We start from the raw sequence: 24595 nt of genomic DNA on the forward strand, positions 1-24595 counted from the left end.
TGATATTTTAAATATTATTGTATAATCTATTTTTTTTAATTCTACCTGTTTTTTTTTGCATTTCATTCCGTACTATATAGCTATGGTGAACTTCTGCGTTAAAGCATTAGTAAAGATTATTAAATTCTCTTATGAAAATTGCAAATCCTTATAAAGTGAAATTATTTACCTTCTTCCTATTTTGAACTACTAATATAAAGTTGCACTATGCTATTCGAGAGTACTGAAAAACTACCTAATAAATAAAAGGGCTTAAACTTTAAATCAGTTTAAGTCCTTCTCTTTGCTATATTTTCAAACTTAATTAAGCGATTCTCAGAGCGTTTATTCCGTTTTTTCATCAAGATTTTGTCTCAATTTTTTCTAGGAGGACTTTTTCAATGCCCTCTGTTATTCTAAAGGTTTTGTATTAGTTAATTCTAAAATTAGGCTGTTTTAGTACTATAGATAAATTATTTTTTTAGAGTGGTAATCCCCAAAATTTAAACGATCACTATTTTTTTAGTGTGTTGCTATTGATATAAGTGTAAATAATTTAAAATAAAAAAACACTATATGTAATTTCAAGGTACTTAAATTATTTAAAACTTTTTTTTTAATTTATTTTTTGTTTCAAAATCATAATTCCATGTTACAATATTATAGAATCATGTATTGTGTTTGTTTTAATTTATTGAAAATCAAATAGTTATAATTTGTGTAACAAATTTGAAGTAAATGGATACATTACGAAAACGTTATCTTACTGTTTAATAATAAGTTTGATAATAATTAAAAACAGGATTTATGAATAATAAAATTTTGAGATGGTCAATCATTGCGTCTTTCGCAGGATTTCTATTTGGCTTTGATACAGTAGTGATTTCAGGTGCAGACAAAACATTACAGCTGTTATGGAATTCAAGTGATGTTTTTCACGGTTCTGTAGTGATGGCAATGGCACTTTGGGGTACAGTTATAGGTGCTATTTTTGGGGGAATACCAACAAATAAGCTAGGTAGAAAAAATACGTTATTAATTATAGGGATTTTATTTTCTATTTCTGCTGCTGGTTCAGCGCTTTCAAACGATCCGTTTGTTTTTGCCTTTTTTAGATTTCTTGGGGGTTTAGGTATTGGAGCTTCAACAATTGCTGCACCCGCTTATATATCTGAAATATCACCCGCCAAGGATCGTGGGCGTTTAGTGGGATTGTATCAATTTAATATTGTCTTAGGGATTCTTTGTGCCTTTTTATCAAATTATCTATTAAGTGATATTGGTATAAACGCTTGGCGATGGATGCTTGGTGTTCAAGTTTTTCCGTCTTTGATTTATTCTTTTATGGCATTTAGTATACCAGAAAGTCCAAGATGGTTGTATTCAAAAACTAGAATTGATGAAGCAAAACTTATTTTCGAAAAAATTGGATCAAAAGAAGATGTTCAAGGTATTTTGGATGATTTAAGTAAAAATAGTAATAGTACTCCTTTAAACGAAAATATTTTTATGAAAAAATACCGCTTTCAATTAATCTTGGTTTTCTTGATTGCTGCATTTAATCAATTATCAGGAATTAATGCGTTTCTATATTATGCTCCAAGAATATTTGAAGAAGCAGGATTAGGTGCAAAAACAGCATTGTTAAGTAGCATAGGTATTGGTTTTATAAATTTGATTTTTACACTAATTGGTGTTTATCTTATAGATAGATTGGGAAGACGTAAATTAATGATTTTCGGATCTATTGGTTATATTTTCTCACTTTCAATGGTGGCAACTTCTTTTTACTTAAACTGGACAGGAATGGCAGTTCCTACATTTCTATTTGTTTTTATTGCATCTCACGCAATTGGACAAGGGGCTGTTATTTGGGTATTTATTTCTGAAATATTTCCCAATCATTTGAGAGCTTCCGGACAGTCTTTTGGTAGTTCTGTCCATTGGGTTTTAGCAGCTATTATCCCTTCTATGGTTCCAATCTTTTTTACAAGTTTTGGTGTTGGGAATGTATTTGCCTTTTTTGCTTTTATGATGGTTTTTCAATTGCTATTTGTCCTTTTTATGATGCCGGAAACCAAAGGAATTTCTTTGGAAGAGGTAAGTAAAGGATTAATGGATTAAATAATAATTATGATGAATATAGTAAACAATGGAATTTTAAAAAGATTATTTTTTATCCTGATACTGATTGCAATGAATAGTTGTAGTTCTACTAAAACAAGTAATGAAAAAGTGTTAACCAACGAAGAATTATACAGACCCAATTTTCATTTTACACCAAAAACGGGATGGATGAATGATCCAAACGGAATGTTTTTTTACAAAGGGGTGTATCATTTATGTTTTCAGCATTATCCAAATGATAATGTTTGGGGACCAATGCATTGGGGACATGCCACAAGTAAAGACATGATAACTTGGAAGGAAGAAAAAATTGCTCTTTATCCAGATGAGATGGGATATATATTTTCAGGTAGCTCAGTTGTTGATGTGAATAATACGTCTGGATTTGGGAGTTTGAAAAATCCACCAATTGTAGCAATGTTTACTTATCATGATGCTGTAAAAGCAAAAGCAGGAGCAAAAGATTTTCAATCACAGGCTATAGCTTATTCTTTAGATGAAGGAATGACTTGGACAAAATACAAGAATAATCCAGTAATTAAAAATCCTAATATTAAAGATTTTAGAGACCCAAAAATGACTTGGGACGCGATTCATAATCAATGGATAATGGTACTGGCTGCCGATGTGGAAACTAAAATATATCGTTCTTCAAATTTAATTGATTGGGAATTGGCTTCTGCCTTTGGCAAGAATCTTGGCGCGCACGGTGCCCCTTGGGAATGTCCAGATTTTTTTCCTATTAAAGTTGATGGCTCAACCGAAGTGAAATGGGTGCTTTTACAAAGTATTAATCCTGGTGGACCAAATGGAGGATCGGCAACACAATATTTTGTTGGGAATTTTGATGGAAAAAGGTTCACAGTAGACGATTCATTTACTCAAGATTTAAACAATTTTGGAGCAGTATGGGTTGATTATGGTAAGGATAATTATGCAGGAGTCACTTGGTCTAATATTCCGGATTCTGATGGACGTAAATTGTTTATAGGTTGGATGTCGAATTGGGAATATGCCAATAAAGTACCTACACGAAATTGGAGAAGTGCCATGACCGTTCCAAGAGAATTAAAACTTATAAACACCGATGGTCATTATCGAATAGTTTCCCTGCCAGTAAAAGAATTGGATAAATATATTTCAAAGACTATTAAAAAGGATCTTCTTGTCATTGATAAAACAACTGTAATTGTTGACAAATCTACTGTAGATATGTCAAGATTAGACATTCATTTTACTATGAATGGTTTAAAGGATGACAACTATGATTTTATCCTCTCAAATAAAGAAAATAATGCCATTCATTTTGGAATCAATAAAAAAGAGAAGTGTTTTTACATTGACAGAAAAAATGTAAGCCAAACCTCTTTTTCGAATGAATTTGCAAACAAAATTTCAAAGGCTCCAATTACATCAGACTTTAATTCAATCGAAGTGAGAGTGCTTATCGATAAGACTTCAATTGAAGTGTTTTATGATAATGGAAAAACGGTGATGACTGAAATTTATTTTTCAGATAAACCAATGGATTCTTTTTCAATTGCTAAAGCAAATTCTGATTTTGAACTTAAAAATGTATTGATAAACCAACTGAAATTTTAGATAATAGATTATGCAAAAAAAGAATAATAATTAAAAAAAACAAATTAACTAATAACCAAAATTATAGATGTATGAAAATTAAGTATTTTAAAAATAAGAAAAACATATTGTCAATATGTTTGTTTTTCTTAGTGTTTATTGCTTCAGGGCAAGAAAGACAAATTAACGGATCTGTTTTATCAGACGACGGACAGCCTTTAGCAGGGGCTAGTATTCTTGTAGAGGGCTCTAAAAATGGAACCACTTCAGATTTTGATGGTAATTTTAAAATTTCTGCTAATGAAGGGGCTAATTTGATGGTTTCTTATATTGGTTATGTAGATGCTAAATTAAAGATAACTTCAAAAAACACATACAGCATCAAATTAAAATCTAGTCTTAATAGTCTTAGCGAAGTTATTGTTGTTGGGTATACAAAAGAAAAAAAATCAGATATAGCAGGTGCTATTTCGGTTGTTAAAATTTCGGATATTTCTCAAGAGGCTTCCCCTAATATTTTAACAGCTTTGCAAGGTAGAGTTGCTGGTTTACAAATCAATTCTGGGGGTACGCCAGGAGGAAATGATTCTCAAATTATTATTAGAGGATTAACCACAGTGACAAGTGGGTCAGCTCCGCTATGGGTAATCGATGGGGTTCAAACCACAAGTTCATCCTCATTAAATCCTGAAGAAATTGAATCAATTCAGGTATTAAAAGATGGAGCCTCAGCAGCGATCTATGGAACTTCAGCTGCAAATGGAGTAATTGTAGTTACTACCAAGAAAGGCAAAAAAGGAGTTTCTGAATTTAGTTTTAAATCTGAAACAACAGTGAATATGTTAAGAGATAAAATTAGCTTACTTAATTCACAACAATGGGCGAATGTGGAATACCAAGCACAACAAGGTGCTGGAATTGCAATACCTACACATCCGGTTTTAATTAATAATGGTTCTGGTTTTACCATCCCTCAATATTTAGATCCAAATGGCTTGCAAACAGCAGCTAATACTAATTGGGTAAAGGAAATTACAAACGATACATTTTCAAACAACACCGATTTTGGTTACAGAAAAGGAACTGAAAACTTAAGTTTATATACCCAATTGAGTTATTCGGAAGATAAAGGTATACAGAGATATACCGGTTATGACCGATTTAATTCTAGAATAAATGCTTCGTATAAATTATTTAAGGATAGATTGACCATTGGTGAAAATTTCTTGTACTCTAAGTATAATGAGATAAAAGCAAACGAGTTTGAAAATGCCATTCTTCAAAATCCAATGCTCCCGGTATATTCTAATCTGGGAGATTATGCCACTATTATAACTGGAGGTATGCAAGACAAACCAAACTCTGTAGCTAATTTATGGAGTAATAGAAATAATAAGCAAAAGAATCAAAGGTTTTTAGGAAATGCCTATTTAGATTTTAAAATTATTGATGGTTTGGTTTTTAATACGACCTTAAATTTTGATAAAGGAACTTATAAATTTAACACTGCAACTGAAGCTTTTTCTACAAATGGGACAATCCCTTCCGTATTTCAGAAAATTACTACTGATGACGTGGATAATGATTATTTGGCTACCATTTTTACTAATACTTTAAAATATGATAAAAGTTTTGGAAAACATCGATTATCAATATTGGCTGGTATAGAAAATTCAGCAAGAGAAGAAAACTTTCATAATAACCAAATTAATGGGGTAAATATTACTGACCCTGCAGGTTATGTGATTAATGATAATGCACAATATAAAACATTAGTAGGGAAGGTCGAAACATTTAAGATTTCACAATTTGGGTCTCTTAAATATGTTTTTGATGATCGATATATTGTATCGGGTACTGTAAGAAGAGACGGATCATCACGTTTTGGAGAAAATAATAAATATGGAATTTTCCCATCAGCCTCTTTGGCTTGGAATGCAAAAAACGAGAAATTTTTAATGGATAGTAAGTACGTTTCTAATTTTAAACTTAGAGCGTCTTGGGGTATAAATGGTAATGATCAAATAGCAGATTATTCCTATCTTTCTAGTTATGTAAATAATACCGTTGGTAATGTAGTAGAGTTTTCAGATTACAACATAGATGGAACAGGTATAGGTACTTCAGGTGGTGTATTGCAATCTCGTCAAGCTAATCCCGATCTTAAATGGGAGTCAACAGAACAATACAACGTAGGATTTGATTTAGGATTTTTTAATGAAAGAATCTCGTTACAATCGGATTTCTATATAAAAACAACCAATGATTTAATTTTAAGACCAATAGCTTTATCTGTTAACGGAGAAAGCCAGCCTCCATTAATTAATGCAGGTTCGGTTAGTAATAAAGGTTTTGAAGCTGTGCTGAGCTACAAAAGTAATCCTGCAAATGATTTTAAATATGGGGTTGATTTGAATTTCTCAACCTATAAAAATAACGTAGAAAGTTTAGATACAGAGTCAAATTTTTTACTTAACGGAGTGTCAATAACTAAAAAAGGATCGCCAATAGCTTCTTTTTACGGATTAATTGCTGATGGTCTTTTTAGAACTCCTGAAGAAGTTGCCGTTCATGCTGATCAACCTGGAAAAGCAGTAGGTAGAATTAGATATAGGGATATTAATCTTGATGGTAAAATTGACCAATTTGACAGAACAATCATTGGAAATCCACATCCCGATTTTATATATGGAATAAACTTATATTCCTCTTATAAAGGATTTGACATAACACTGTTTTTTGACGGGAAACAAGGAAATGATTTATATAATGCACAGCGTGCAATAGGTGATTTTGATTATTTTAGTTTTAATCATAATACAAATACTCTAGACGCTTGGACACCAAGTAAGGCTAATTCAAATGTACCGGCATTGTCAACATTGAATAGTAATAATGAGTTGCAACCGTCAAGTTATTATGTTGAAGATGGTTCCTATATCAGATTAAAAAATATAACATTAGGTTATAATTTTGATAAAGCTTTATCAAAAAGATTAGGAATGAATAAAATGAGATTTTATCTAGTGGGTCAAAATTTGTTTTCTCTAACGTCTTTTACTGGCTTTGACTATGAGGTTTCTGGTTTAAGTGCTGGAGGAATTGGTGTAGCAGGTTATGGAATTCCTCATACAAAATCGATGACTTTTGGTATAAATGCAAATTTTTAAAATATTAAATATGAAAACAAAATTTAAAATAGTATTTACTTTAATGATAAGCATACAGTTGCTTTCCTGTGTAAATGACAGCGATTTAAATGTAAAGGAGAACTATGTTTTATCAGCAGATAATATTGATCCTGAACAATTAGTAATAGCGGCATATAGCGCCCTTGATTATCGTTATAATACAGGTGAATTTAGAGACTTATGGCCTTTTGACCATGCACCATCCAACTGGGCAACAAGCGATATTCGTTGTGGAGATTCCTACAAAGGAGGCGGTGGAACTGGTGATAATCCAGGTGGTGGAATGCATCAATTAGAAACGCATGATTTATTTCCTTCAAGTGAAAATGCTTACAATGTTTGGAGAGCCATTTATTTTGGAATAAAAAGAGTTGATAGTGCTTTGAGAGCTATTAATACTATAGATGAAGCTAAATTTCCTAATAAGAAAGCAAGAATAGGAGAACTAAAAGTTTTAAGAGCTCATTTTTATTTTGAAGCAATTAAAAATTTTGGGTCTATAGTTTGGTATGATGAAAATACTCCAATAGCTGATATTAATAAAATTCCAAATACTTTTGACTTTAGTTTTATGTGGTCTAAAGTTGAAGGTGATTTAACTGATGCAATTGCCCAATTACCTGACACACAAACAGAATTAGGGAGAGTAAATAAAGTAGTTGCTTATGCTTACTTATGTAAAGCGCAAGTCTTTCAAAAAAAATGGACTGAGGCAATTGTAAGTGCAAACTATGTTATTAATTCTGGAAATTATGGATTAGTAACTGATATCGAAAAATTATATTCGATTCCAGGTTACGGAAATCGTGAAAACATATTTGCAGTTCAGTATTCTATAAATGATGGTTCTCAATTTGGAAATCTCAATTTTGGAAATTTATTAAATGCACCTGATAGTCCTGGAGATGATATTAAAAACCCATATTTAAATGGAGATGATTTTGATAAACCTTCTCAAAATCTTGTAAACGCATTTAAAGTTGGAGCAGATGGGCTTCCTCTATTTGACAGTTATAATAATGCAAATGTAACTCCAACAGACTTAGTCGATCCAAGATTAGATCACGAAATAGGAAGAACAGGAATTACTTGGAAAGATTGGGCAGCAAGACCACAACAACCGGACTGGAATAGAGATCCAGCAACTTATGGTTCTTTCTTGGTTAAGAAAAATGTAATTTCTCCAAATTCAAACGGTTTAGCTTCAAATCCTACAGGGTTTCCTTGGGCACTAGGTAATTTAGACTTTCCTATTATTAAATACAGTGATTTATTGTTATGGAAAGCTGAAGCTTTAATTGAATCTGGTTCAAATGTTTCTGGTGGAGTTACCATAATTAATGAAATTAGAAATAGAGCTAAAAACTCACCGTATGTAAAAGATTTTAATAATCCATCTCAAAATGCAGCAAATTATTTGATAAATCTATATCCATTATCATTATCTCAGGATGCAGCTAGAAAAGCACTTAGAATGGAAAGAAGATTAGAATTAGCTAACGAAGGACATGGTTTCTATGATTTAGTGAGGTGGGGTATTGCTGAACAATATGTCAACAACTACATTCAAGTTGAAAAAACACGCCGTACCTATTTACAAAGTGCTTCATTACAATCTCATGAACAATATTTGCCTATACCACAAATTGAAATTGATGCAAGTGCAGGAGTATATAAACAAAGAGCAGGATACTAATTAGACTAAACCAAACCAAACTTATAAAAATATGAAAACAATAAAACAACGACAATCTATTTATAGTATAGCGATTGCATTTATCACAATTGCATTGACTTTCTTATCATGTTCTAAAGATGATAACTTTTCTGATAAAGTTCCTGATTATACGGAATCTATCGTTCAGTCTTTTAAAGTAGGATCTAAATATGCCGATATTAATCATACCATTGGTACGATTACAATGACATTACCATCTGGAACTGATTTGAAAAATGTTAAACCAGAAATTAGACTTCCAGAATCTGCTTCAGTAACACCAGCCTCAGGATCTACAATAGATTTTAGTAATGGTCCAGTAACCTTTGAGGTAGTTTCAACAAATGGAGCTCATAGAACCTATACTGCTAGTATTGCAGCTTATGGTGATCCTAAGATATTATCATTCTCGATTGGGGATAAATTGGGTATAATTGATGAAGTAAATAAAACAATTAAAGTTGAGATTGGTAGTCAAGGAGGAGACTTGAGTAATTTAGCACCTTCATTTGTAATTGCTGAAGGAACAACTGTAGATGTTGCTTCTGGAGTTGCCAGAAATTTTACTTCCCCTAAAGTATATACTGTTTTATCAAATAATGGATACACAGCTAAACAATATACGGTGACGGTTACACAAATACAAGCGCCTAGAATTGAATCATTTGTGGTAAATGGAGCAGTTGGTATTGTTGATAATGCTGCAAATTCAATTGTGGTAATTTTACCTCCGGGAGCTAACCTAACTAATTTAGCACCTGTTATTACGTTACCTGCAGAACAAACAGTAACTCCTTCTTCTGGGGCCACACAAAACTTTAGTAATGGTTCAGTTACTTACACAGTTAAGAACAAAGAAAACCTTACAAAGGTTTATAATGTAAAAGTTGAATCAATAGCAGCAACAAAATATGCCTTTTTGGGGTTAGAAGATGATATAAGCTCATTAGTCGATGATGATGCAAAAGCTGCTGCAACTTGGATGCAAAGTACCTATGGTGCGGATTTTAAATACATTAAAATTGCAGATATTTCAGCACTAAATATTGGAGATGTAAAGGTTGCCATGTTGTATTATTTAACTCCAAAAGAAAATCAAGGTTTTTCTGCTACTTCTAGTGATGTTTCTAATATGCTGCCTGCTGGTTTAAGACTAGGTGGTTCACAAGCTCAGGTGCTTAAATCTTGGGTAAAAGGGGGCGGAGATATGCTTATTGCAGGAGACCCTAGTCCATTCATCTTTTCTTTAGGGAGAGTTCCCGCAAATTTTGGAGCAGCAAGAGCACCAGGAAATTATGTATTCTCTGAATTTGGTTGTGCAAGTGAAACAGGATGTTATGACACGGGTAAACCCGCAGATGATATATGGGGATTGGGAATGAGAGACTCTAATAATTCTGGGAATAGACGTAATGATGAAATTTTTAATGGTTTAACCTTTGAAGGAGGAGCTGGAAACGAATATTTGCCATTACAAAATAGTGCGAATAGAGAAGTTAGATTAATATGGTGGCAACACTTTGATGGAATTCTTAATCCAAGCTGTTGTGGTTCTGATGCTGCTTCCCAGTTTGAAAAGACTTTAACGGCAGTAAAATATGGAACATTAAGACACATTGGTGATGCTTTTGGTTATGGTGCAGTTGAATTTAAAAGAACTGACTTGGCTAATAATGCAGCATTTGATTCTCAAATACCAACAGATTTCAAAGGACATATTTTTACAATTTCAAATACAATTGTAGGTTATGAATGGAATTCGAACGGAACTACAAATGATTATCAAAACAATATAAAAGTTTTCACCAAGAATATTCTGGATCACTTATATAATCTAAATAATGATTAGTAATTTTTAAATAGAATTTCTTAATTATAAAAAAATGAAAAATGAAAAATAAAATAAAAAATGGATTTTACATTAAGTATGTATTGTTGCTATTACTGGCAACAATCACATACTCATGTGAGGAACGTCTGAATTATGACGATCAATTGCCAAGTACTTTGAATATAATTGAATCAATTAAAATAGGTCAAACAAGTGCTACGATAGATAATTTGTCTGGAGTCGTTAATTTTGTTTTGCCTTCTGAAACAAATTTAGCTGCAGTTGTATTAGATATAAAGAGCCCGGAAGGTGTAACTATTAATCCTGCATCAGGAACAACTGTTGATTTGACGAACCCTCTTGAAGTAACTGCTATGTCAGGGGGTAAAACCAGACATTATATTATTAATGCACGTGTACTGCCAAATCAAATAGCTTTTGTTAGTGATGCAACATCGATTGATAATATTGTTGATGAAGATGTAAAAGCTGCTGCTCAATGGGCTAAAGATACTTATGGTAGTAGATTTGTTTTTATTCCTTTCTCTGATTTAACTATAAATTCTTTGAAAACAGTGAATGTTGTTTTCTTTTTTTATGATACTCAGGGAACATCAGCTTTGCCTCAAGAAAGTTTAGATAAAAAGAATGTATTAACTCAGTATCTTGTAGAAGGAGGTAAAATGCTTTTAGGAGGAATGGCAACTAGTTATGCTGAAGTTATTGGTCGTGATAAAAGTGGTCTTTTAACAATAAAAGGAAATGGTATTGGCTTTGTTGATGGTGGTACTTGGAGTATTGATGGAGGAGTTAATTTTCAAAATGATCAAAGAAATAGTCCTATTTATAACTTTACTCAAGTAATTTCTACTGATTCTAATGGGTATTTCCCAGTAATTAATGGTGGATATAAAGAAGATCATAATAATTTGTGGGATTTAGGACCATTGTTAGGACCAGGTCATCAAAAAGGGCAGTTTGCAGAATTTGAAAACCTTTATGGTGGTAAAGTTCTTGCTGTTTGGAGCGGTGTTAGTGATGAATGTTGCCCGGGTATTATTGAGTTTAAGTCGAATTCAGTTTATGCAGGAACTATTATAGCAATAGGCATAGGCGGTATGGAATGGGCCATGAATGACGGAAGAACCAATGTATACGCATCTAATATACAAGGAATCTATAGAAATTCAATTGACTATTTAGGTACAAAATAATAATTTGTTTTGCTTGTGGTTTTATTGGGCAGGTTTTCCTGCCCTTTAATTTATTTAATTTATTAAAAAATGGAAAAAAAATATACTTTAAGTGCGGTTTGTTTTGGGGAGGTTTTATGGGATATTTTTCCTACGCATAAAAAAATTGGGGGAGCACCATTGAATGTAGCTTTAAGAATGAATTCTATGGGAGTAGAAACGACTATGATAAGTCGTGTTGGGGATGATGAAAATGGAAAAAACATACTATCTTTTTTAAACGATCAAGAGGTTACCACCGATTTAATTCAAATTACAGAAGAATATAAAACGGGAGCTGTTCATGTAATGATTAATGAAAAAGGAAATGCCTCCTATGATATTTTATATCCGTCAGCTTGGGACAAGATCATAGAAACAGAAATGATGGAAAAAGTAACTGCTGAAGCGGATGTTTTTGTATTTGGAAGCTTAGCATGTAGAGATGAGGTTACTCGGACCACTTTGAACAAACTTTTAGGGAAAGCAAAGTATAAAATTTTCGATGTAAATCTAAGAGCTCCTTATTACACCACCGATGTCTTAAATGAACTTATGTTAAAAGCTGATTTTATTAAGTTGAATGATGAAGAGTTACGTGAAATAAGCAGCGAATTGGGGTCACCATATAATTCATTTGAACAAAACATTAAATTTATTGCAGAAAAGACAAATACAAAACAGGTTTGCGTTACCAAGGGGGAATTTGGAGCTGTTTTGTACTATAATGATAAATTTTATTATAATAGTGGTTATTTTATAAAAGTTGTAGACACCGTTGGTGCCGGGGATTCCTTTTTAGCTTCATTAATAATAAGGTTACTAAGAGGAAAATCACCTCAAAAATCATTGAATTATGCTTGCGCAATAGGTGCTTTAGTAGCTGGACAAGAAGGAGCTAATCCAAAGATTTCTGAAAAGGTAATTAGTGATTATATGAAAATTGAGAAAAAAAGTATAAAAAAATAGTTTGTGATTCTATTAACGCGTTGGGTGTAATTGTTTTTGAATTACACCCAGCGTTTTTTTTGCTAGTTGCAGAACTTTAGTATATAGCCTAATAAATATTTCATTTGATATCAAATAAGAGTAGAATATTATATTTTTAAGTTGCTTGTATTTAAGATATTAATTAATATTTTTGAATTTTTTATAAGGATGGATATTCTTTTAAGATTAAAGATATACATCAATCATACTTGAAATAACACCTCTGTTAAGCATCAAACCGGGTTGATTAGACTCTAGACTTAATCAGCTTAATTCAAACTTTCCTCTCTGAATATATTGGGTGTGATTCCAACTTCTTTTTTAAACAAACGGGAAAAATAAGTAGGATTTTCAAATCCCAGAGAAACAGAAATTTCGGTAATATTCATTTTTCCCTCTTTCAATAAATTTTTTGCTTCTGAAATCAAATAGAGATGAATAAGCTCCAAGGCAGTCTTTCCTGTTTCCTGTTTTAGCATATCACTCAAATAACGTGAAGAAATATTCAGTTTTTTCGCCAAATAACTAACAGTAGGGAGTCCCAAATCATTATTTTTTCTATTTTCAAAATACGAAGAAAGAATATCATTAAACTTTGTAAATGTTGCCCCGGATAATTCCTCACGATTGATAAACTGCCGTTTGTAAAAGCGCTGTGCATATTTAAGCATCGTATCAAGATGACTAAGGATAATGGTCTTGCTATAATCATCAACGTTATTGTGGTATTCTTTTTCCATAGCATACACCAGATTCCAAATTGTTTCTTCTTCACTGGGCGAAAGGTGCAACGCTTCATTTACTTCGTATTCAAAATAGGCATATTTCTTGATTTCATTATGCAAAGTTGTTCCTGATAAAAAATCTTCGTGAATAAGAATTGTAAAACAATCTTCTTCTAAACGAATGTTTTTACATCCTGTAATCTGCCTCGGCTTAATGAATGACATTTTCCCTCGGTTATGATCGTATTTTGTTTTTCCGTATTGCATGCTTCCCGATTCGACCTTTTTGAAAATAATGATATAAAAGTCAGCCGTAAATTCAGAGTCATTGCCAACACTACAACATTCTTTATTGCCCCGAGCAATATAAAACAACGGATGCTCGGGAGCTTTAAGCCCGATAGCCTGATTGTAACTACTTATTTTATCGAAATGATTCATCTGTTTAATTTTAAAAGAAAAGCAGAACCCGACGAATCGGATTCTGCAAATTTAAACTTTATTTTCCATGTGCCGCTTCAGAAACGTCCTGCCATTCTTCCCAGGTTTTCAAACGTTCGGCATAGGCGTATTTACTCCATTGTACACCAGCTTTGCCTAAAAGTAATCTTAACGGAGGGTTTTCTGCATCTACCAGTTTTAAAACGGCTTCTGAAGTCGCTTCAGGCACGCCATTATCTTCTTTTTTGTTCCCTTCATAAAGCGCTGTTCTTACGGCATCATACTGTGGCAAAGGCTTACTTTGTACAGCAGAAGACGCGCTGAAATCGGTTTCATAACCATTTGGTTCTACAAGAGTGACTTTGATTCCGAATCCTGCAACTTCTGCAGCCAAAGATTCAGTTAGACCTTCAACAGCAAATTTAGAAGCGCTGTAAATCCCTAAAGTAGGCAATGCAATAACGCCCAAAACACTTGAAAGCTGGATGATGTGACCCGATTTTTGTTCGCGCATGATAGGAATAACTGCCTGTGTAAGCCAAATCAACCCAAGTACATTGGTCTCAAACTGTGTACGAATTTCCTGTTCTTCCAATTCTTCAATGGCACCAAAATGTCCGTATCCGGCATTATTAATCAATACATCAATTGCGCCAAAATGGCTCTTTGCTTTTGAAATTGCTTCAAAGGATGCTTTTTTATCCGTAACATCTAATTGTAAGACCAATAAATTTTCCGGATATTCTGACCCCAAATCCTTTAATGATTCTGTATTCCTTACTGTTGCTACAACATTATCGCCGCGTTTGAGAAAAGCTTTAGTCCAAATTTTTCCAAATCCTCGGGATGCACCTGTTATAAAAATTGTTTTTTTCATTGTACTATATTTTATTGTTTTAATTATTGAGACAAAATTCCGTCAATTATTAATAAACATTATGATACAAAAGTGGGTAATAATGAAACGTTTTAACGAAACTGTATCAATTACAAATACGTATTAGAATATACAAATAAAAACTGAGGCTTAAGTTAAGCCCTATTATAAGTATAATCACATTTTCTATTAAAAGTTTAATCGAATTTTAATCCGGAATTTTTATTGAACTAATTGCCAGATTAGAACCTGCTTTAGCAACAAGTTTATTATTAGTTTGATTTATGACTACCGCATTGAAATGAATGATCGTTTTTCCGAGCTTGATTAATTCTGTTTTAACCAAAACGGTTTGGTTTTCAAAAGCAGGGTTAAAAAAATCTACATTTAAATTAATCGTTGGATAGAAGTTTTCTAAACCAAGTATCATAAAATTAACGCCGATGCAGTCATCAATCATACTCGATAGAACACCTCCGTGGACTGTTCCGGCTGGGTTTGTCATTTCTTTTCTAACTGTAAATTGAAATTCTACTGCTTTTTCATTTACAGATACCACAGTCCCATTGAGCCATCTAGCAAATGGGGACGGGCTTCCTGAGAATGGCCTGCCAATAAAACTTTGAAGTAATTGTAATCTTTTATTTTCCATCTTATATTGCTTTATTAACTTCTTTTAAAATGATACTTTCAAAGGCATTGTATAAAAATTGCTGTAGGGTAAGGATCATTGATGTACTTTTTCCAACCGGATAACTAAATTCCGGATTTTTTGAATTAATGATTTTAATTATAGTATCAGCAACAGCGTTTGGTCCTGGCGCCTTTTTGAGTTCATTATTGTAATAAGAATGGATTTTTTGCCTGAACTTATCATAATCCTCAATATTGCCATAGGTTGCAACAGCGTTATCAAAAAAATTAGTTTTGTGAACCATAGGCTCAACCATACTAATTTTTATATTGAATTGATTTACTTCAAATCGTAATGATTTGAAATATCCTTCCAAAGCGTGTTTAGATGCTGAATAGAAACTATAGTTGGGATGCCCAATTAACCCTAAAAATGAACCTACAGTAATAATTTTACCTTGTTTTAGATTTCTCATATTTGGGAGTAGTGCGTTAGTTAGCTTAACTGTACCCCAAAAATTAGTTTCAAATTGTTGTAATCCTATTTTTGTTGGTGTTTCTTCAGCAAGCCCTGTAACAGCATAGCCAGCATTATTTACTAAAACATCCAGCTTTTCTATTTGAGTAAAAAGTTCTGTAGTAAAAGAGTTAATAGAATCATCATCGGAAATATCTAGGCGTAATAGCTTGAAAGGAACTTTATTCTTGTATTTTTCCGGCTCACGGCTCGTTCCAATAACATTAAACCCCTTTTCATGAAGTTTAATGGCCAGTTGGAGTCCAAAGCCGGTTGAAGCTCCTGTTATTAATATGTTTTTCATCTTGAATTTAATTAAGCGGTTTTTTATTATTAATTTCGATACTTGGAGGCATTAATTTATACATCACAGGTGTTACAATTCTTGATAGTATGGTAGAACTTATTAGTCCTCCAATTAATACAATGGCCAATGGTGCAATTAAAGGATTTGAATTTAACGCAAGAGGAATCAGTCCACAGATTGCTGTTATGGATGTTAATACTACTGGAAGGAAACGGGTTTCTCCGGCAATAGCAATCGCTTCATCAATTGAATGTCCTTCCAGTCGTAATTGATTGGTAAAATCTACCAAAAGGAGCGAATTTTTAACCTGAATTCCGGAAAGACCAATAAAACCAATAATAGCGACCAATGACATAGGACTTCCGGTAATAAGGAGCAATACAACACCTCCTAAAACTCCTAACGGGATAATAGAAAGTACAATTATTATTCCTTTGAATGTTTTGAACTGCAACAGCAATACGCCAATGAAAAGGAACGTACTCAGAATAATTACCGCTAGAAAATTTCCTCCCAAAGCATCACCTTCAGATTCTTTTTCTCCGGACAATTTATAATAATATCCTTTTGGCATTTTTAGTTTATCCAATTTAGGTATAATCTCTAGCAACAGATCATTAGCATAATAACCCTTTCCTGATAATGCCGTTACTTTTGAAAAACGCGATTTATTGAAATGATTAATTGCTGTTGGTGAAGTTTCAAAAGATATTGTTGCAATTTGGTTTAGTGCAATAGGCGTTCCCTGAATATTATTTACATATAAATTTTTAAGTGCATCGAGATTAGAAAATTTATCTCTTGGGAGCGTGAGTGTAACATTTCGTGCATCACCACGGTCATCTATATAATCTCCAACGGTTAATCCTGCCACGGCAAGACGAATTACTTTATCTGCCTCGCTTGTTAAAACGCCAAGTGTTCTTGCTTTTTCTTTATTAATTTTTACTTTAACATCTGTTTTATACGTATTCAACTCATTATTAATGTAAACTGTTCCTTTTTGGTTTCGTAAAATATTTTCTACCTGAGCCGATAGTTTACGTAAAATAGCCTGGTCTTCTCCAAACAGTCTCACTACGATATTTGCTTCAAGAGGCGTTCCCTGCTCAAAGTCTTTTACTTCAACTTTGGCATAGGGCATTGTTTTAAATTTTTCCCGAAGTTTTTCAATCAAAGCAGTTTTTTCAGTAGGTTTTGCTTCGTCTTCTAATTGAACAAAAATCTGAGCAAAGTCGGGTTTTCTGTCTTGAGGATGTACATTGTAATAAATTTGCGGATTTCCTTTACCGACATTGGCAGTATAAAACACAATTTCTTTATGGTTTTTTAACTCAGATTCTATCAATTTTGTCACCCTGTCACTCTCTGATATATTGGCCTGTAGTGGCATTTTTATATTAATTAGAAACATTGGTTTTTCTGAAGTTGGGAATAATTTAAATCCGGTTGCTTTAAACAATCCAAAAGCGGTAATACTTAAAAATATTGATATAGCAATAGTTGTTTTTGGAAATTTTAATGCTTTAGGCATTATGTCCCTGTAACTTCGGGTAAGGAATTTTTGCAAATACTGAAGAAAAATGTTTCCTTCACCGTGTTCGTGTGTTTTTAAAAATCTGCTTCCTAAAAATGGAACTAATGTCAAGGCTACAATCATAGAAGCCAATACACTTGTAATAACCGCCATTGGAAGACTTCTAATAAATTCACCCGAAACATCAGGAAGAAAAACCAGTGGTAAAAAGGCAATAACAAGTGTTGCCGTACATCCCACAACAGCAATTCCTATTTGTTTTGTACCTTTTAAAACGGCATCCATTTTAGAATGTCCTTCTCTAAGCCAGCGCTCGATGTTTTCTACCACCACAATACTGTCATCCACCAATAATCCTAAAGCTACCACTAATCCAACAATACTTAACTGGTTTAAGGAATACCCTAAAGCATTCATTGCGATCAGTCCCAAAGCCAATGATAATGGTATCGATATCATCACGATTAGAGAAGCTCTTGACCCTAACGGCAACAATGTAATAATAACTAAAATGATCGCAAGTGCAAAATCAAAGCCCAAATGTCCTAAACGCTGTGATACCATATTAGCCTGGTCAAAGTTTTTAACCAGCTTGATGTTTTGAGGTAAGTCTTTCGCGAATTCTTCTACGATTGGTGAAAATTCTTTCTGAACATCGGTAATATTTACATTGTCCTTCATTCCGGCAGTAACCAAAATGCATCGATGTCCGTTTATACGGGTAATATGATCTACTGTTTGAGATTTGTAGCCTACATCGGCAACATCTTTCATATAGATTATTTTTCCGTTTGCATTATAAATGACGGTATTGGCAACATCTTCTGCGTTCTTAAATTTACCGCTGGTTTTTACATTAAATACTTTACTGTCAAGATCGATGCTTCCTCCCGGAATATCGGCTGCTTCACTTTGTAAGCTTCCCATCACAAGATTTAACGGAATTTTTAATTGTGCCAGTTTATCCAATTGCAAATCAATACGAATTTCCTGCTCAGGAATTCCAGCATATTTTACATCCTTAAGATTGGTGATTTTTTCTAATTTTGTCTTCAGCTTGTCAGCCTCATCACGCAATTTTTTGTCGGAAGCATTTTCTGATACTAATGCCACCTGAAGAATTTTTACATCTGAAGATGCAATTTTCTCGGTTTTAATCTGGTAAATGTCTTTTGGAAGTTCGCTGTTTTTCAGCGCATTCATTTCAGTAGATATCTCCTGATATTTATTATCGACGTCTACACCATATTTAAATTTTACCTGAAAAGCGGCTACACCATCTTCTACTGTAGTTAATATTTTATCGATGTTTTCAAGTCCATAAATTTTATTTTCGATAGGTTTTACGACTTGTTCCTCCATATCTTTTGGACTGGTACCCGGATAAATAACCGTAATAAGATACTGGGGTGGGTGAGTGGAAGGGTCTTCTGATCTCGGCATCGAAAACAGGGTAAGATAACCCACAACGGCTACCAGAAGAAATATGATCAGTGTAAACTGATAATTTTTGACGGCAAAGTTTGTAATCTTCATACTGTTAGTTATTTAATGATTTTGATCGTCGATTGTTCGTTTAGATAAGCACTGTTAGATATCACTATCTGATCTGTTTTCTGAAGGCCGTCTTTTATGAATACCTTGTTATTTTCAAATTTATTAATCGTAACAGGCTGACGTTTTACTTTACTATTGGCTACTATAAATACAAAGGCTTTGTTACCATCGGCTTCAATAAGTGAATTATAAGGGATGATGATAAAATCTTCTGCATTCTCTGCTTTAATTTCTGCTTTCCCAAACATACCAACTGCCGGTTTACTGTTTTTCATATTCAGTTTCAATTCTACCTGAAAAGAACCTACTGACGCATCCGCGGATTGTGACTTTCGAAAAACAAAAGCATCAAAGTGCTCTTCGGGATAACCATCAAGAGTAACAGTTGCTTTCTGACCAATTTTTGTTGATGCCCATTCTTTATCTGTTAAACCGATTTTTAATAAATAATTGTTATTTTGATTTGTTTCATTTATTGCCAGAATAGAAGAACCGGATTCAACGACTTCACCTTCGTTAGCTATCTTACTGGCTACAAAACCATCGGCAGCAGCATATATTTTAGCGTAACGTGCATTAAAAGCAACGGCATCTTTTTGTTTTTTGGCAATGTCAAGACCGGTTTTTGTGTTTTGAAGTTGTTCTAAGGTGTACACACTGTCTTTGTATAAATTGTTGGCACGGTTGTAATCACGTTCGTATTTTTTTACATTCAAATCCGTTTGATTTAAACCGGCATTAATTTCAGTTGCATCTAATGCTGCCAAAAGTTGGCCTTTTTTAAAAAACTGGCCTTCTTCTACATAAATTCGACTCACTACACCACCTATTTTAAAACCATAATTGGCTTGGTTTTCTGTTGTTACTAATCCGGACGCACTTATATTATTTGCAAGTGCCAAAGATTGAACTGTTGCTGTTTTAATCGGAATAATATCAGCAGTTTCGAATGGTGTATGTTCTTTTTTTTCTTCTTTACACGCATAAAAAAGAGGAAGGGCAAGAAGACATAGTACTATTGTTTTTTTACTCACAAGTGTAAAAATATTTTTTAGGTGTTTGTGACCCGAGCCTGAAAGGCGAACGGATGTAATAATCTTTGATTTCATAATTATTGTTTTTGGATTATTTAAAAGTAAAAGTTGCATTGGCTCTTTCTAATTCTGCAAAAGCGATCCAGGAATTATAAAGGGCAATATTGGTATTAAGCTGAGCGCTTACCCATTGATTTTGTGCGTCCAGAAGTTCAATATAGATCGCCTGACCTTCTTTGTATAATTTGGTTATATTCTCATTATATTTTTTGGCTGATTCTTTTTGATTTTTATCAGCGTAGAATTGCTCCAAAGCTGATTTCAAATTGTTTTGGGAAACCTGAAACTGAAGCAATAACTGCTGTTTTGCATTATCGATCTGCGAACTGATTTTTTTACTGTCTTCTTCTGTTTGTTTGAGTTTGAATTTATTTTTGTTGCCTGAAAAAATATTCCATTCCAAACCAACTCCTGCAAAATAGTAACGTGATTGTTTGTTTACTTCAAAATCAAAATCCTGAATTCCAAAATCAGCAAACCCGTTTACCTTTGGAAACCAATACGACTGGGTGAGCTTGCTTACATTATCGTTTATTTCTTTTGCCTGATTAAGTTTTTGTAATTCTTCCCTGTTTTGGGTATTCTCTGAAACAGCGTCAATAGGTGGCGCTTCATTTTCATCGACTTCAATTGCAGCATCCAGCTTTTCATTAAGCAAAAAATTAAAATAAGACCTGGCATTATTACTGTTTTGCTTTGCCGTTTCCAGATTTGCCTGTATACGTATTACCTCATTATCACTTCGTAAGACAGCCGTACGGTTTATCTTTTCATTTTTAAATAAGGATTTGTTTACTCGCTGGTTTTCCTTAACCAATGCTAAAGCATTCTCATAAATTTTAATTCCTTCAACCGATTGGAGGTATTTGTAGTAGGCTGTTTTTATTTCCTTGACCAATTCCCTTTGATATATTTCCAGCTCTATTTTTTGTAATGAAGTCTGCTGGCTTTTAATTCTCTTGTTATAGATAATTTCAAAATTCAGCAAAGGCATCGTGGTATGAATTTTAGCATCATAGAAATTATCCGGATTAATTAGAACAGACTGATTCTCCAGAGTCGGAAAAGCATTCGAATTTGTAATTTGATTCAGGGTATTGTATACCGGATTCAGCATATCACCAATCGGAATATCAATTGTTCTTCCTCCTTCAGCCTTGGTATAACTTCCGTTTAAGGAAACGGTAGGGTAGAACAGGGAGCGCGCTTCTTTTAAAGCATACATACTTTTGTTAATATCAAAATTGTGCTGCTTTATTACTTCGTTATTTTTTAGCCCGACTTCAATATAGCCGTCAAGCTTACTCTGTGAATATCCCAGATATCCAATTAAGACTAGTGTCAGAGTTAGTGTTTTTTTTATCATATTATACATTGTTTTTTAATTGAACATTGTTCATTTTTAAAATCAAAAAATTTTTAGAGTTTTCTTATTATTTTTAAATATTCGTTGTATCCATCAAACAGGATTGTATCGGGATTAGCAAATTTTACACCTTTTGTTCTCTGGCGTATTTCAAGACAGCACATTCCGTGTACCAAACTCCAAATCATAAATGACAATGGTTCTGATAAATGCCCTTTAAAATGCCCTTTGCTCATACAATTTTCCACTGTAGTTTTTAAAGCTCCAAAGGTATCAACACCTTCATTCCATCCTTCTTTTTCAGAGCTTTCAAGAAATTCCATTGGTGCTTTAACATTGAACATCAAATCATACATCTCTGAATTTTCCATAGCAAACTTTATATAGGTGAATCCCATTTTCATTAAACGTTCCATTGGATCCTCAATCGCGAATAATTCTTTAAAATACCCACCTAATTCCTGAAATCCAATAGAGTGCAAATCATGTAAAATTGCATTTTTATCTTTAAAATAGACATATACAGTTCCCACGCTATAGTCAATTTCATCAGCAATGTTTCTAATTGTTGTTTGCTCAATTCCTCTTTCCAAAAAAAGTTTTTTGGCTCCTTTTAAAATGAGAGATTTTAAGGCTTCTTTTTCACGTGCTTTTCTTTCTGCTGTACTCATAAAAATAATATTCTTTTGCAAATATATGTATATTTTTTGAACAACGTTCATTTTTGTTTAAAATTTTAAAACAGCAGCAAAAAAATAGTAATTACTGCTGTTTTCTTCGAGATAAATTTTTAAAGTGTTTTCGGATTTTTAGAAATTGCGAACGATTGAAATCAATCACACCTTGATGCGATGTTGGTGCACCATCTGCGCCCATAAATTGACGGATTACATAATCTCTGATCTCGGCAGCGTTTTCCTTATTACTGTCTGCAAGTGCCTGTTTTAGTTCATCAGCATTTAATTCTGTGCAATAGGCAGGAGTACCGGGTTGATGTCTCCATGAATCTGATAGATTTCCAGAATCAACAACATCGTAACCTGCATCATCAATCAAACTTGAAATAACTTTTTTTGCTTCAATATTATCACCAGCTATTGCCATTGCAATTCTATCATAGGCGTCAGGTTGTTTTCTGCCATTGGCCAAAGTTTCTGTCAATAAATTATTAAATGCTTTGACTACCGTGCGTCCAATCTGTTCCGATACCCAGACACTTTCTACTTTACCATTTTTAATTTTCAATTTTACTATCACGGTATGGGTAGTAATTTGAAGTATCCGCAACGATAATGTTTTCAGGTACACTTCTAAATAAATCTTTAGGCAGACTTGGGATTACTGCCGTTGGTAAGGATAAGATGATAACATCAATATCTTTTACAACATCTTTTGAATTAGAGCCTTATGCAGATACGCTGACACCAATTATATTCAGCCTTAAAAACTGGGGAGTGAATCACCGCAAAAAGGTTGCCGGGAGTTATAGCAAGTTTGTCATTCAAAACAGTCGGATAAAAGCTTTAAATCTTCCAATAAAAGGTTCGAATTTTGCACCATAAGGTTCACTTAAACCGATACTTTAATTAGTATCGGTTTTTTTGTTTTTATATCTATTCTAAATCCTTAAATTATCTTATTTTTATAAAAAAATAACATTGATGACTTTCAGTTTTAAACCTTTCGTACTTCTTTGTTCCCTTTTCTGGATAGTTTCCTGTAAATCGCAAACTGCTATTATTTCTGCTGCTGAAGAAAAAAACGGTCCAATTATCAATGATACTACCTTCGTTAATTTAAAAGACTATAGTCAAGATTTTGTGTATGACATGAAGTATGCAACTACGGATAATTTTTTAAAAGCTAAAGTATATGACTGCGAAGCATGTTTTTTACGATTAAAAACCGTTAATGCACTTGTTGAAGCCAATAAAAAATTCATAACGAAAGGCTTTAAAATCAAAATTTTTGATTGCTATCGCCCTTTAGATATCCAGAAAAAAATGTGGGAAATTGTTCCTAACCCAGAATATGTAGCCAATCCTGCTAAAGGTTCTATCCATAATAGAGGGGGAGCGGTAGATATTACTCTGGTTGACACTAACGGGAAAGAATTGGATATGGGAACTTCTTTTGATTATTTTGGGATCGAAGCCAGTCATAACTACCTAAATGTATCAGAAGAGGTTAGGGCAAACAGGGAATTATTAAAAAAGATAATGAATAAAAACGGCTTCAACTCTTTTGATTCAGAATGGTGGCATTATAACCTAAGATCAGCTTTAAAAGAGAAAGTTTCTAATTTTAAATGGGATTGTAATTAACTTATTCTATGCAATGGATGTTATTAATAAAGTAAGTTTCTGGTTGATAAACCTCATTGTTTAATTCCGATTTAAATTCTTTTCTAATAATATAATCTTCAGTGTCTGTCAAATATTTAATTCTCATCATTGATACAGGAGAATTTTTTAATTCTTCAAAACTATCTTTCATAAACATAAATTGACCTGAAATTACCCTATTGTCATAGCCTTTGTCATCACGAATCATAGTTCCACAATTCTCTTGATCGATGTGTAGTAGCGTTATTATTTTTCCATTATTTAACTGCAAAAACAATTTTGAATTTTTGTCAAAGCAATTCGCTTTCATGAAGTCTTTACTCTTTTGAATCAATTGCACGTTCAATGTTGGTAAACCATCCGTTAATGCCAATGAATAAAAGATATAACTGGAATTTCCAGCAAAATTTTTCTCACTAATCATGTATTCCTTTGTCGATTTATAAGTTCCCAAAGAATCAGTAACGTTTACGCTATATTCACATGTTTTTTGAGCAAATATGTTAAAGCTTAAGAATAATAGTATTGCGGTAATTACTTGTTTCATT

General features: G+C 33.1%; 19 protein-coding genes. 9 read left to right on the forward strand and 10 right to left on the reverse strand.

Features of this window, described 5'->3' with window-relative positions; genetic code table 11:
- Window positions 1-786 precede the first annotated feature (786 nt).
- The 7 genes from OA85_RS11245 to OA85_RS11275 all read left to right on the forward strand — a co-directional run bounded on the left by OA85_RS11245 (window position 787) and on the right by OA85_RS11275 (window position 12627).
- Window positions 787-2103, forward strand: a complete 1317-nt coding sequence (locus tag OA85_RS11245; protein WP_039109837.1) for a sugar porter family MFS transporter — start codon at window positions 787-789, stop codon at window positions 2101-2103.
- A 9-nt stretch (window positions 2104-2112) separates the two neighbouring features.
- Complete coding sequence (locus OA85_RS11250) at window positions 2113-3708, forward strand: glycoside hydrolase family 32 protein (RefSeq protein ID WP_039109838.1); 1596 nt, start codon at window positions 2113-2115, stop codon at window positions 3706-3708.
- Window positions 3709-3779: 71 nt separating this feature from the next.
- Entirely contained in the window at window positions 3780-6857 is a 3078-nt protein-coding gene (locus OA85_RS11255) for a TonB-dependent receptor (protein ID WP_082014158.1), read from the forward strand.
- Between the two features lie 10 nt (window positions 6858-6867).
- A complete protein-coding gene (locus tag OA85_RS11260) occupies window positions 6868-8574 on the forward strand; it encodes a RagB/SusD family nutrient uptake outer membrane protein (RefSeq protein WP_039109952.1) in 1707 nt (568 codons plus the stop codon).
- A gap of 31 nt (window positions 8575-8605) precedes the next feature.
- A complete protein-coding gene (locus OA85_RS11265; RefSeq protein ID WP_039109840.1) occupies window positions 8606-10444 on the forward strand; it encodes a hypothetical protein in 1839 nt (612 codons plus the stop codon).
- A 41-nt stretch (window positions 10445-10485) separates the two neighbouring features.
- Window positions 10486-11640: a DUF4960 domain-containing protein gene (locus tag OA85_RS11270; protein ID WP_039109841.1), complete on the forward strand. Its 1155-nt coding sequence runs from the start codon at window positions 10486-10488 to the stop codon at window positions 11638-11640.
- A 69-nt stretch (window positions 11641-11709) separates the two neighbouring features.
- On the forward strand, window positions 11710-12627 hold the full coding sequence (locus tag OA85_RS11275) for a carbohydrate kinase family protein (RefSeq protein ID WP_039109842.1): 918 nt from the start codon (window positions 11710-11712) through the stop codon (window positions 12625-12627).
- Window positions 12628-12917: 290 nt separating this feature from the next.
- On the opposite strand, the gene OA85_RS11280 is transcribed toward OA85_RS11275, so the two are convergent.
- The 9 genes from OA85_RS11280 to OA85_RS11320 form a co-directional block, all read right to left on the reverse strand.
- Window positions 12918-13814 (reverse strand): AraC family transcriptional regulator, encoded by an 897-nt coding sequence (locus OA85_RS11280; protein ID WP_039109843.1) that lies wholly within the window; start codon window positions 13812-13814, stop codon window positions 12918-12920.
- 58 nt (window positions 13815-13872) lie between these two features.
- Entirely contained in the window at window positions 13873-14691 is an 819-nt protein-coding gene (locus OA85_RS11285) for an SDR family NAD(P)-dependent oxidoreductase (protein WP_039109844.1), read from the reverse strand.
- Window positions 14692-14899: 208 nt separating this feature from the next.
- Window positions 14900-15343, reverse strand: coding sequence for a PaaI family thioesterase (locus OA85_RS11290; protein WP_039109845.1), 444 nt, complete (start codon window positions 15341-15343; stop codon window positions 14900-14902).
- Window position 15344: 1 nt separating this feature from the next.
- Window positions 15345-16145 (reverse strand): SDR family oxidoreductase, encoded by an 801-nt coding sequence (locus tag OA85_RS11295; protein ID WP_039109846.1) that lies wholly within the window; start codon window positions 16143-16145, stop codon window positions 15345-15347.
- A 7-nt stretch (window positions 16146-16152) separates the two neighbouring features.
- Window positions 16153-19221 carry an efflux RND transporter permease subunit gene (locus tag OA85_RS11300; protein ID WP_039109847.1) on the reverse strand — a complete coding sequence of 1023 codons (3069 nt, stop codon included), beginning with the start codon at window positions 19219-19221 and terminating at the stop codon, window positions 16153-16155.
- Between the two features lie 8 nt (window positions 19222-19229).
- Window positions 19230-20351 carry an efflux RND transporter periplasmic adaptor subunit gene (locus OA85_RS11305; protein ID WP_052257232.1) on the reverse strand — a complete coding sequence of 374 codons (1122 nt, stop codon included), beginning with the start codon at window positions 20349-20351 and terminating at the stop codon, window positions 19230-19232.
- Window positions 20352-20367: 16 nt separating this feature from the next.
- Window positions 20368-21702 (reverse strand): TolC family protein, encoded by a 1335-nt coding sequence (locus tag OA85_RS11310; RefSeq protein WP_039109954.1) that lies wholly within the window; start codon window positions 21700-21702, stop codon window positions 20368-20370.
- A 53-nt stretch (window positions 21703-21755) separates the two neighbouring features.
- Window positions 21756-22373 carry a TetR/AcrR family transcriptional regulator gene (locus OA85_RS11315; RefSeq protein ID WP_039109955.1) on the reverse strand — a complete coding sequence of 206 codons (618 nt, stop codon included), beginning with the start codon at window positions 22371-22373 and terminating at the stop codon, window positions 21756-21758.
- A 91-nt stretch (window positions 22374-22464) separates the two neighbouring features.
- Entirely contained in the window at window positions 22465-22947 is a 483-nt protein-coding gene (locus tag OA85_RS11320) for an NADPH-dependent F420 reductase (RefSeq protein ID WP_156129452.1), read from the reverse strand.
- A 116-nt stretch (window positions 22948-23063) separates the two neighbouring features.
- On the opposite strand from OA85_RS11320, the gene OA85_RS17490 reads away from it, so the two are divergent.
- The gene (locus OA85_RS17490) at window positions 23064-23264 is read left to right on the forward strand and encodes a hypothetical protein (RefSeq protein ID WP_197056076.1); all 201 of its coding nucleotides are present in this window, start codon (window positions 23064-23066) and stop codon (window positions 23262-23264) included.
- A gap of 99 nt (window positions 23265-23363) precedes the next feature.
- Entirely contained in the window at window positions 23364-24026 is a 663-nt protein-coding gene (locus OA85_RS11330; RefSeq protein WP_039109849.1) for a M15 family metallopeptidase, read from the forward strand.
- 1 nt (window position 24027) lies between these two features.
- Here OA85_RS11330 and OA85_RS11335 read toward each other — a convergent pair whose 3' ends face one another.
- Window positions 24028-24594: a hypothetical protein gene (locus OA85_RS11335; protein WP_039109850.1), complete on the reverse strand. Its 567-nt coding sequence runs from the start codon at window positions 24592-24594 to the stop codon at window positions 24028-24030.
- Window position 24595 lies beyond the last annotated feature (1 nt).

Origin of the sequence: Flavobacterium sp. AED (assembly GCF_000812945.1) — a bacterium.
Lineage (GTDB): Bacteria > Bacteroidota > Bacteroidia > Flavobacteriales > Flavobacteriaceae > Flavobacterium.

What these genes read in the sequence shown, in the direction of transcription:
- OA85_RS11280 (WP_039109843.1), bottom strand. Translation starts at nt 13,814, where the DNA reads ATGAATCATTTCGATAAAATAAGTAGTTACAATCAGGCTATCGGGCTT.
- OA85_RS11305 (WP_052257232.1), bottom strand. Translation starts at nt 20,351, where the DNA reads ATGAAATCAAAGATTATTACATCCGTTCGCCTTTCAGGCTCGGGTCAC.
- OA85_RS11245 (WP_039109837.1), top strand. Translation starts at nt 787, where the DNA reads ATGAATAATAAAATTTTGAGATGGTCAATCATTGCGTCTTTCGCAGGA.
- OA85_RS11275 (WP_039109842.1), top strand. Translation starts at nt 11,710, where the DNA reads ATGGAAAAAAAATATACTTTAAGTGCGGTTTGTTTTGGGGAGGTTTTA.
- OA85_RS11335 (WP_039109850.1), bottom strand. Translation starts at nt 24,594, where the DNA reads ATGAAACAAGTAATTACCGCAATACTATTATTCTTAAGCTTTAACATA.
- OA85_RS11255 (WP_082014158.1), top strand. Translation starts at nt 3,780, where the DNA reads ATGAAAATTAAGTATTTTAAAAATAAGAAAAACATATTGTCAATATGT.
- OA85_RS11300 (WP_039109847.1), bottom strand. Translation starts at nt 19,221, where the DNA reads ATGAAGATTACAAACTTTGCCGTCAAAAATTATCAGTTTACACTGATC.
- OA85_RS11270 (WP_039109841.1), top strand. Translation starts at nt 10,486, where the DNA reads ATGAAAAATAAAATAAAAAATGGATTTTACATTAAGTATGTATTGTTG.
- OA85_RS11260 (WP_039109952.1), top strand. Translation starts at nt 6,868, where the DNA reads ATGAAAACAAAATTTAAAATAGTATTTACTTTAATGATAAGCATACAG.
- OA85_RS11250 (WP_039109838.1), top strand. Translation starts at nt 2,113, where the DNA reads ATGATGAATATAGTAAACAATGGAATTTTAAAAAGATTATTTTTTATC.
- OA85_RS17490 (WP_197056076.1), top strand. Translation starts at nt 23,064, where the DNA reads ATGATAACATCAATATCTTTTACAACATCTTTTGAATTAGAGCCTTAT.
- OA85_RS11265 (WP_039109840.1), top strand. Translation starts at nt 8,606, where the DNA reads ATGAAAACAATAAAACAACGACAATCTATTTATAGTATAGCGATTGCA.
- OA85_RS11315 (WP_039109955.1), bottom strand. Translation starts at nt 22,373, where the DNA reads ATGAGTACAGCAGAAAGAAAAGCACGTGAAAAAGAAGCCTTAAAATCT.
- OA85_RS11285 (WP_039109844.1), bottom strand. Translation starts at nt 14,691, where the DNA reads ATGAAAAAAACAATTTTTATAACAGGTGCATCCCGAGGATTTGGAAAA.
- OA85_RS11330 (WP_039109849.1), top strand. Translation starts at nt 23,364, where the DNA reads ATGACTTTCAGTTTTAAACCTTTCGTACTTCTTTGTTCCCTTTTCTGG.
- OA85_RS11310 (WP_039109954.1), bottom strand. Translation starts at nt 21,702, where the DNA reads ATGATAAAAAAAACACTAACTCTGACACTAGTCTTAATTGGATATCTG.
- OA85_RS11290 (WP_039109845.1), bottom strand. Translation starts at nt 15,343, where the DNA reads ATGGAAAATAAAAGATTACAATTACTTCAAAGTTTTATTGGCAGGCCA.
- OA85_RS11295 (WP_039109846.1), bottom strand. Translation starts at nt 16,145, where the DNA reads ATGAAAAACATATTAATAACAGGAGCTTCAACCGGCTTTGGACTCCAA.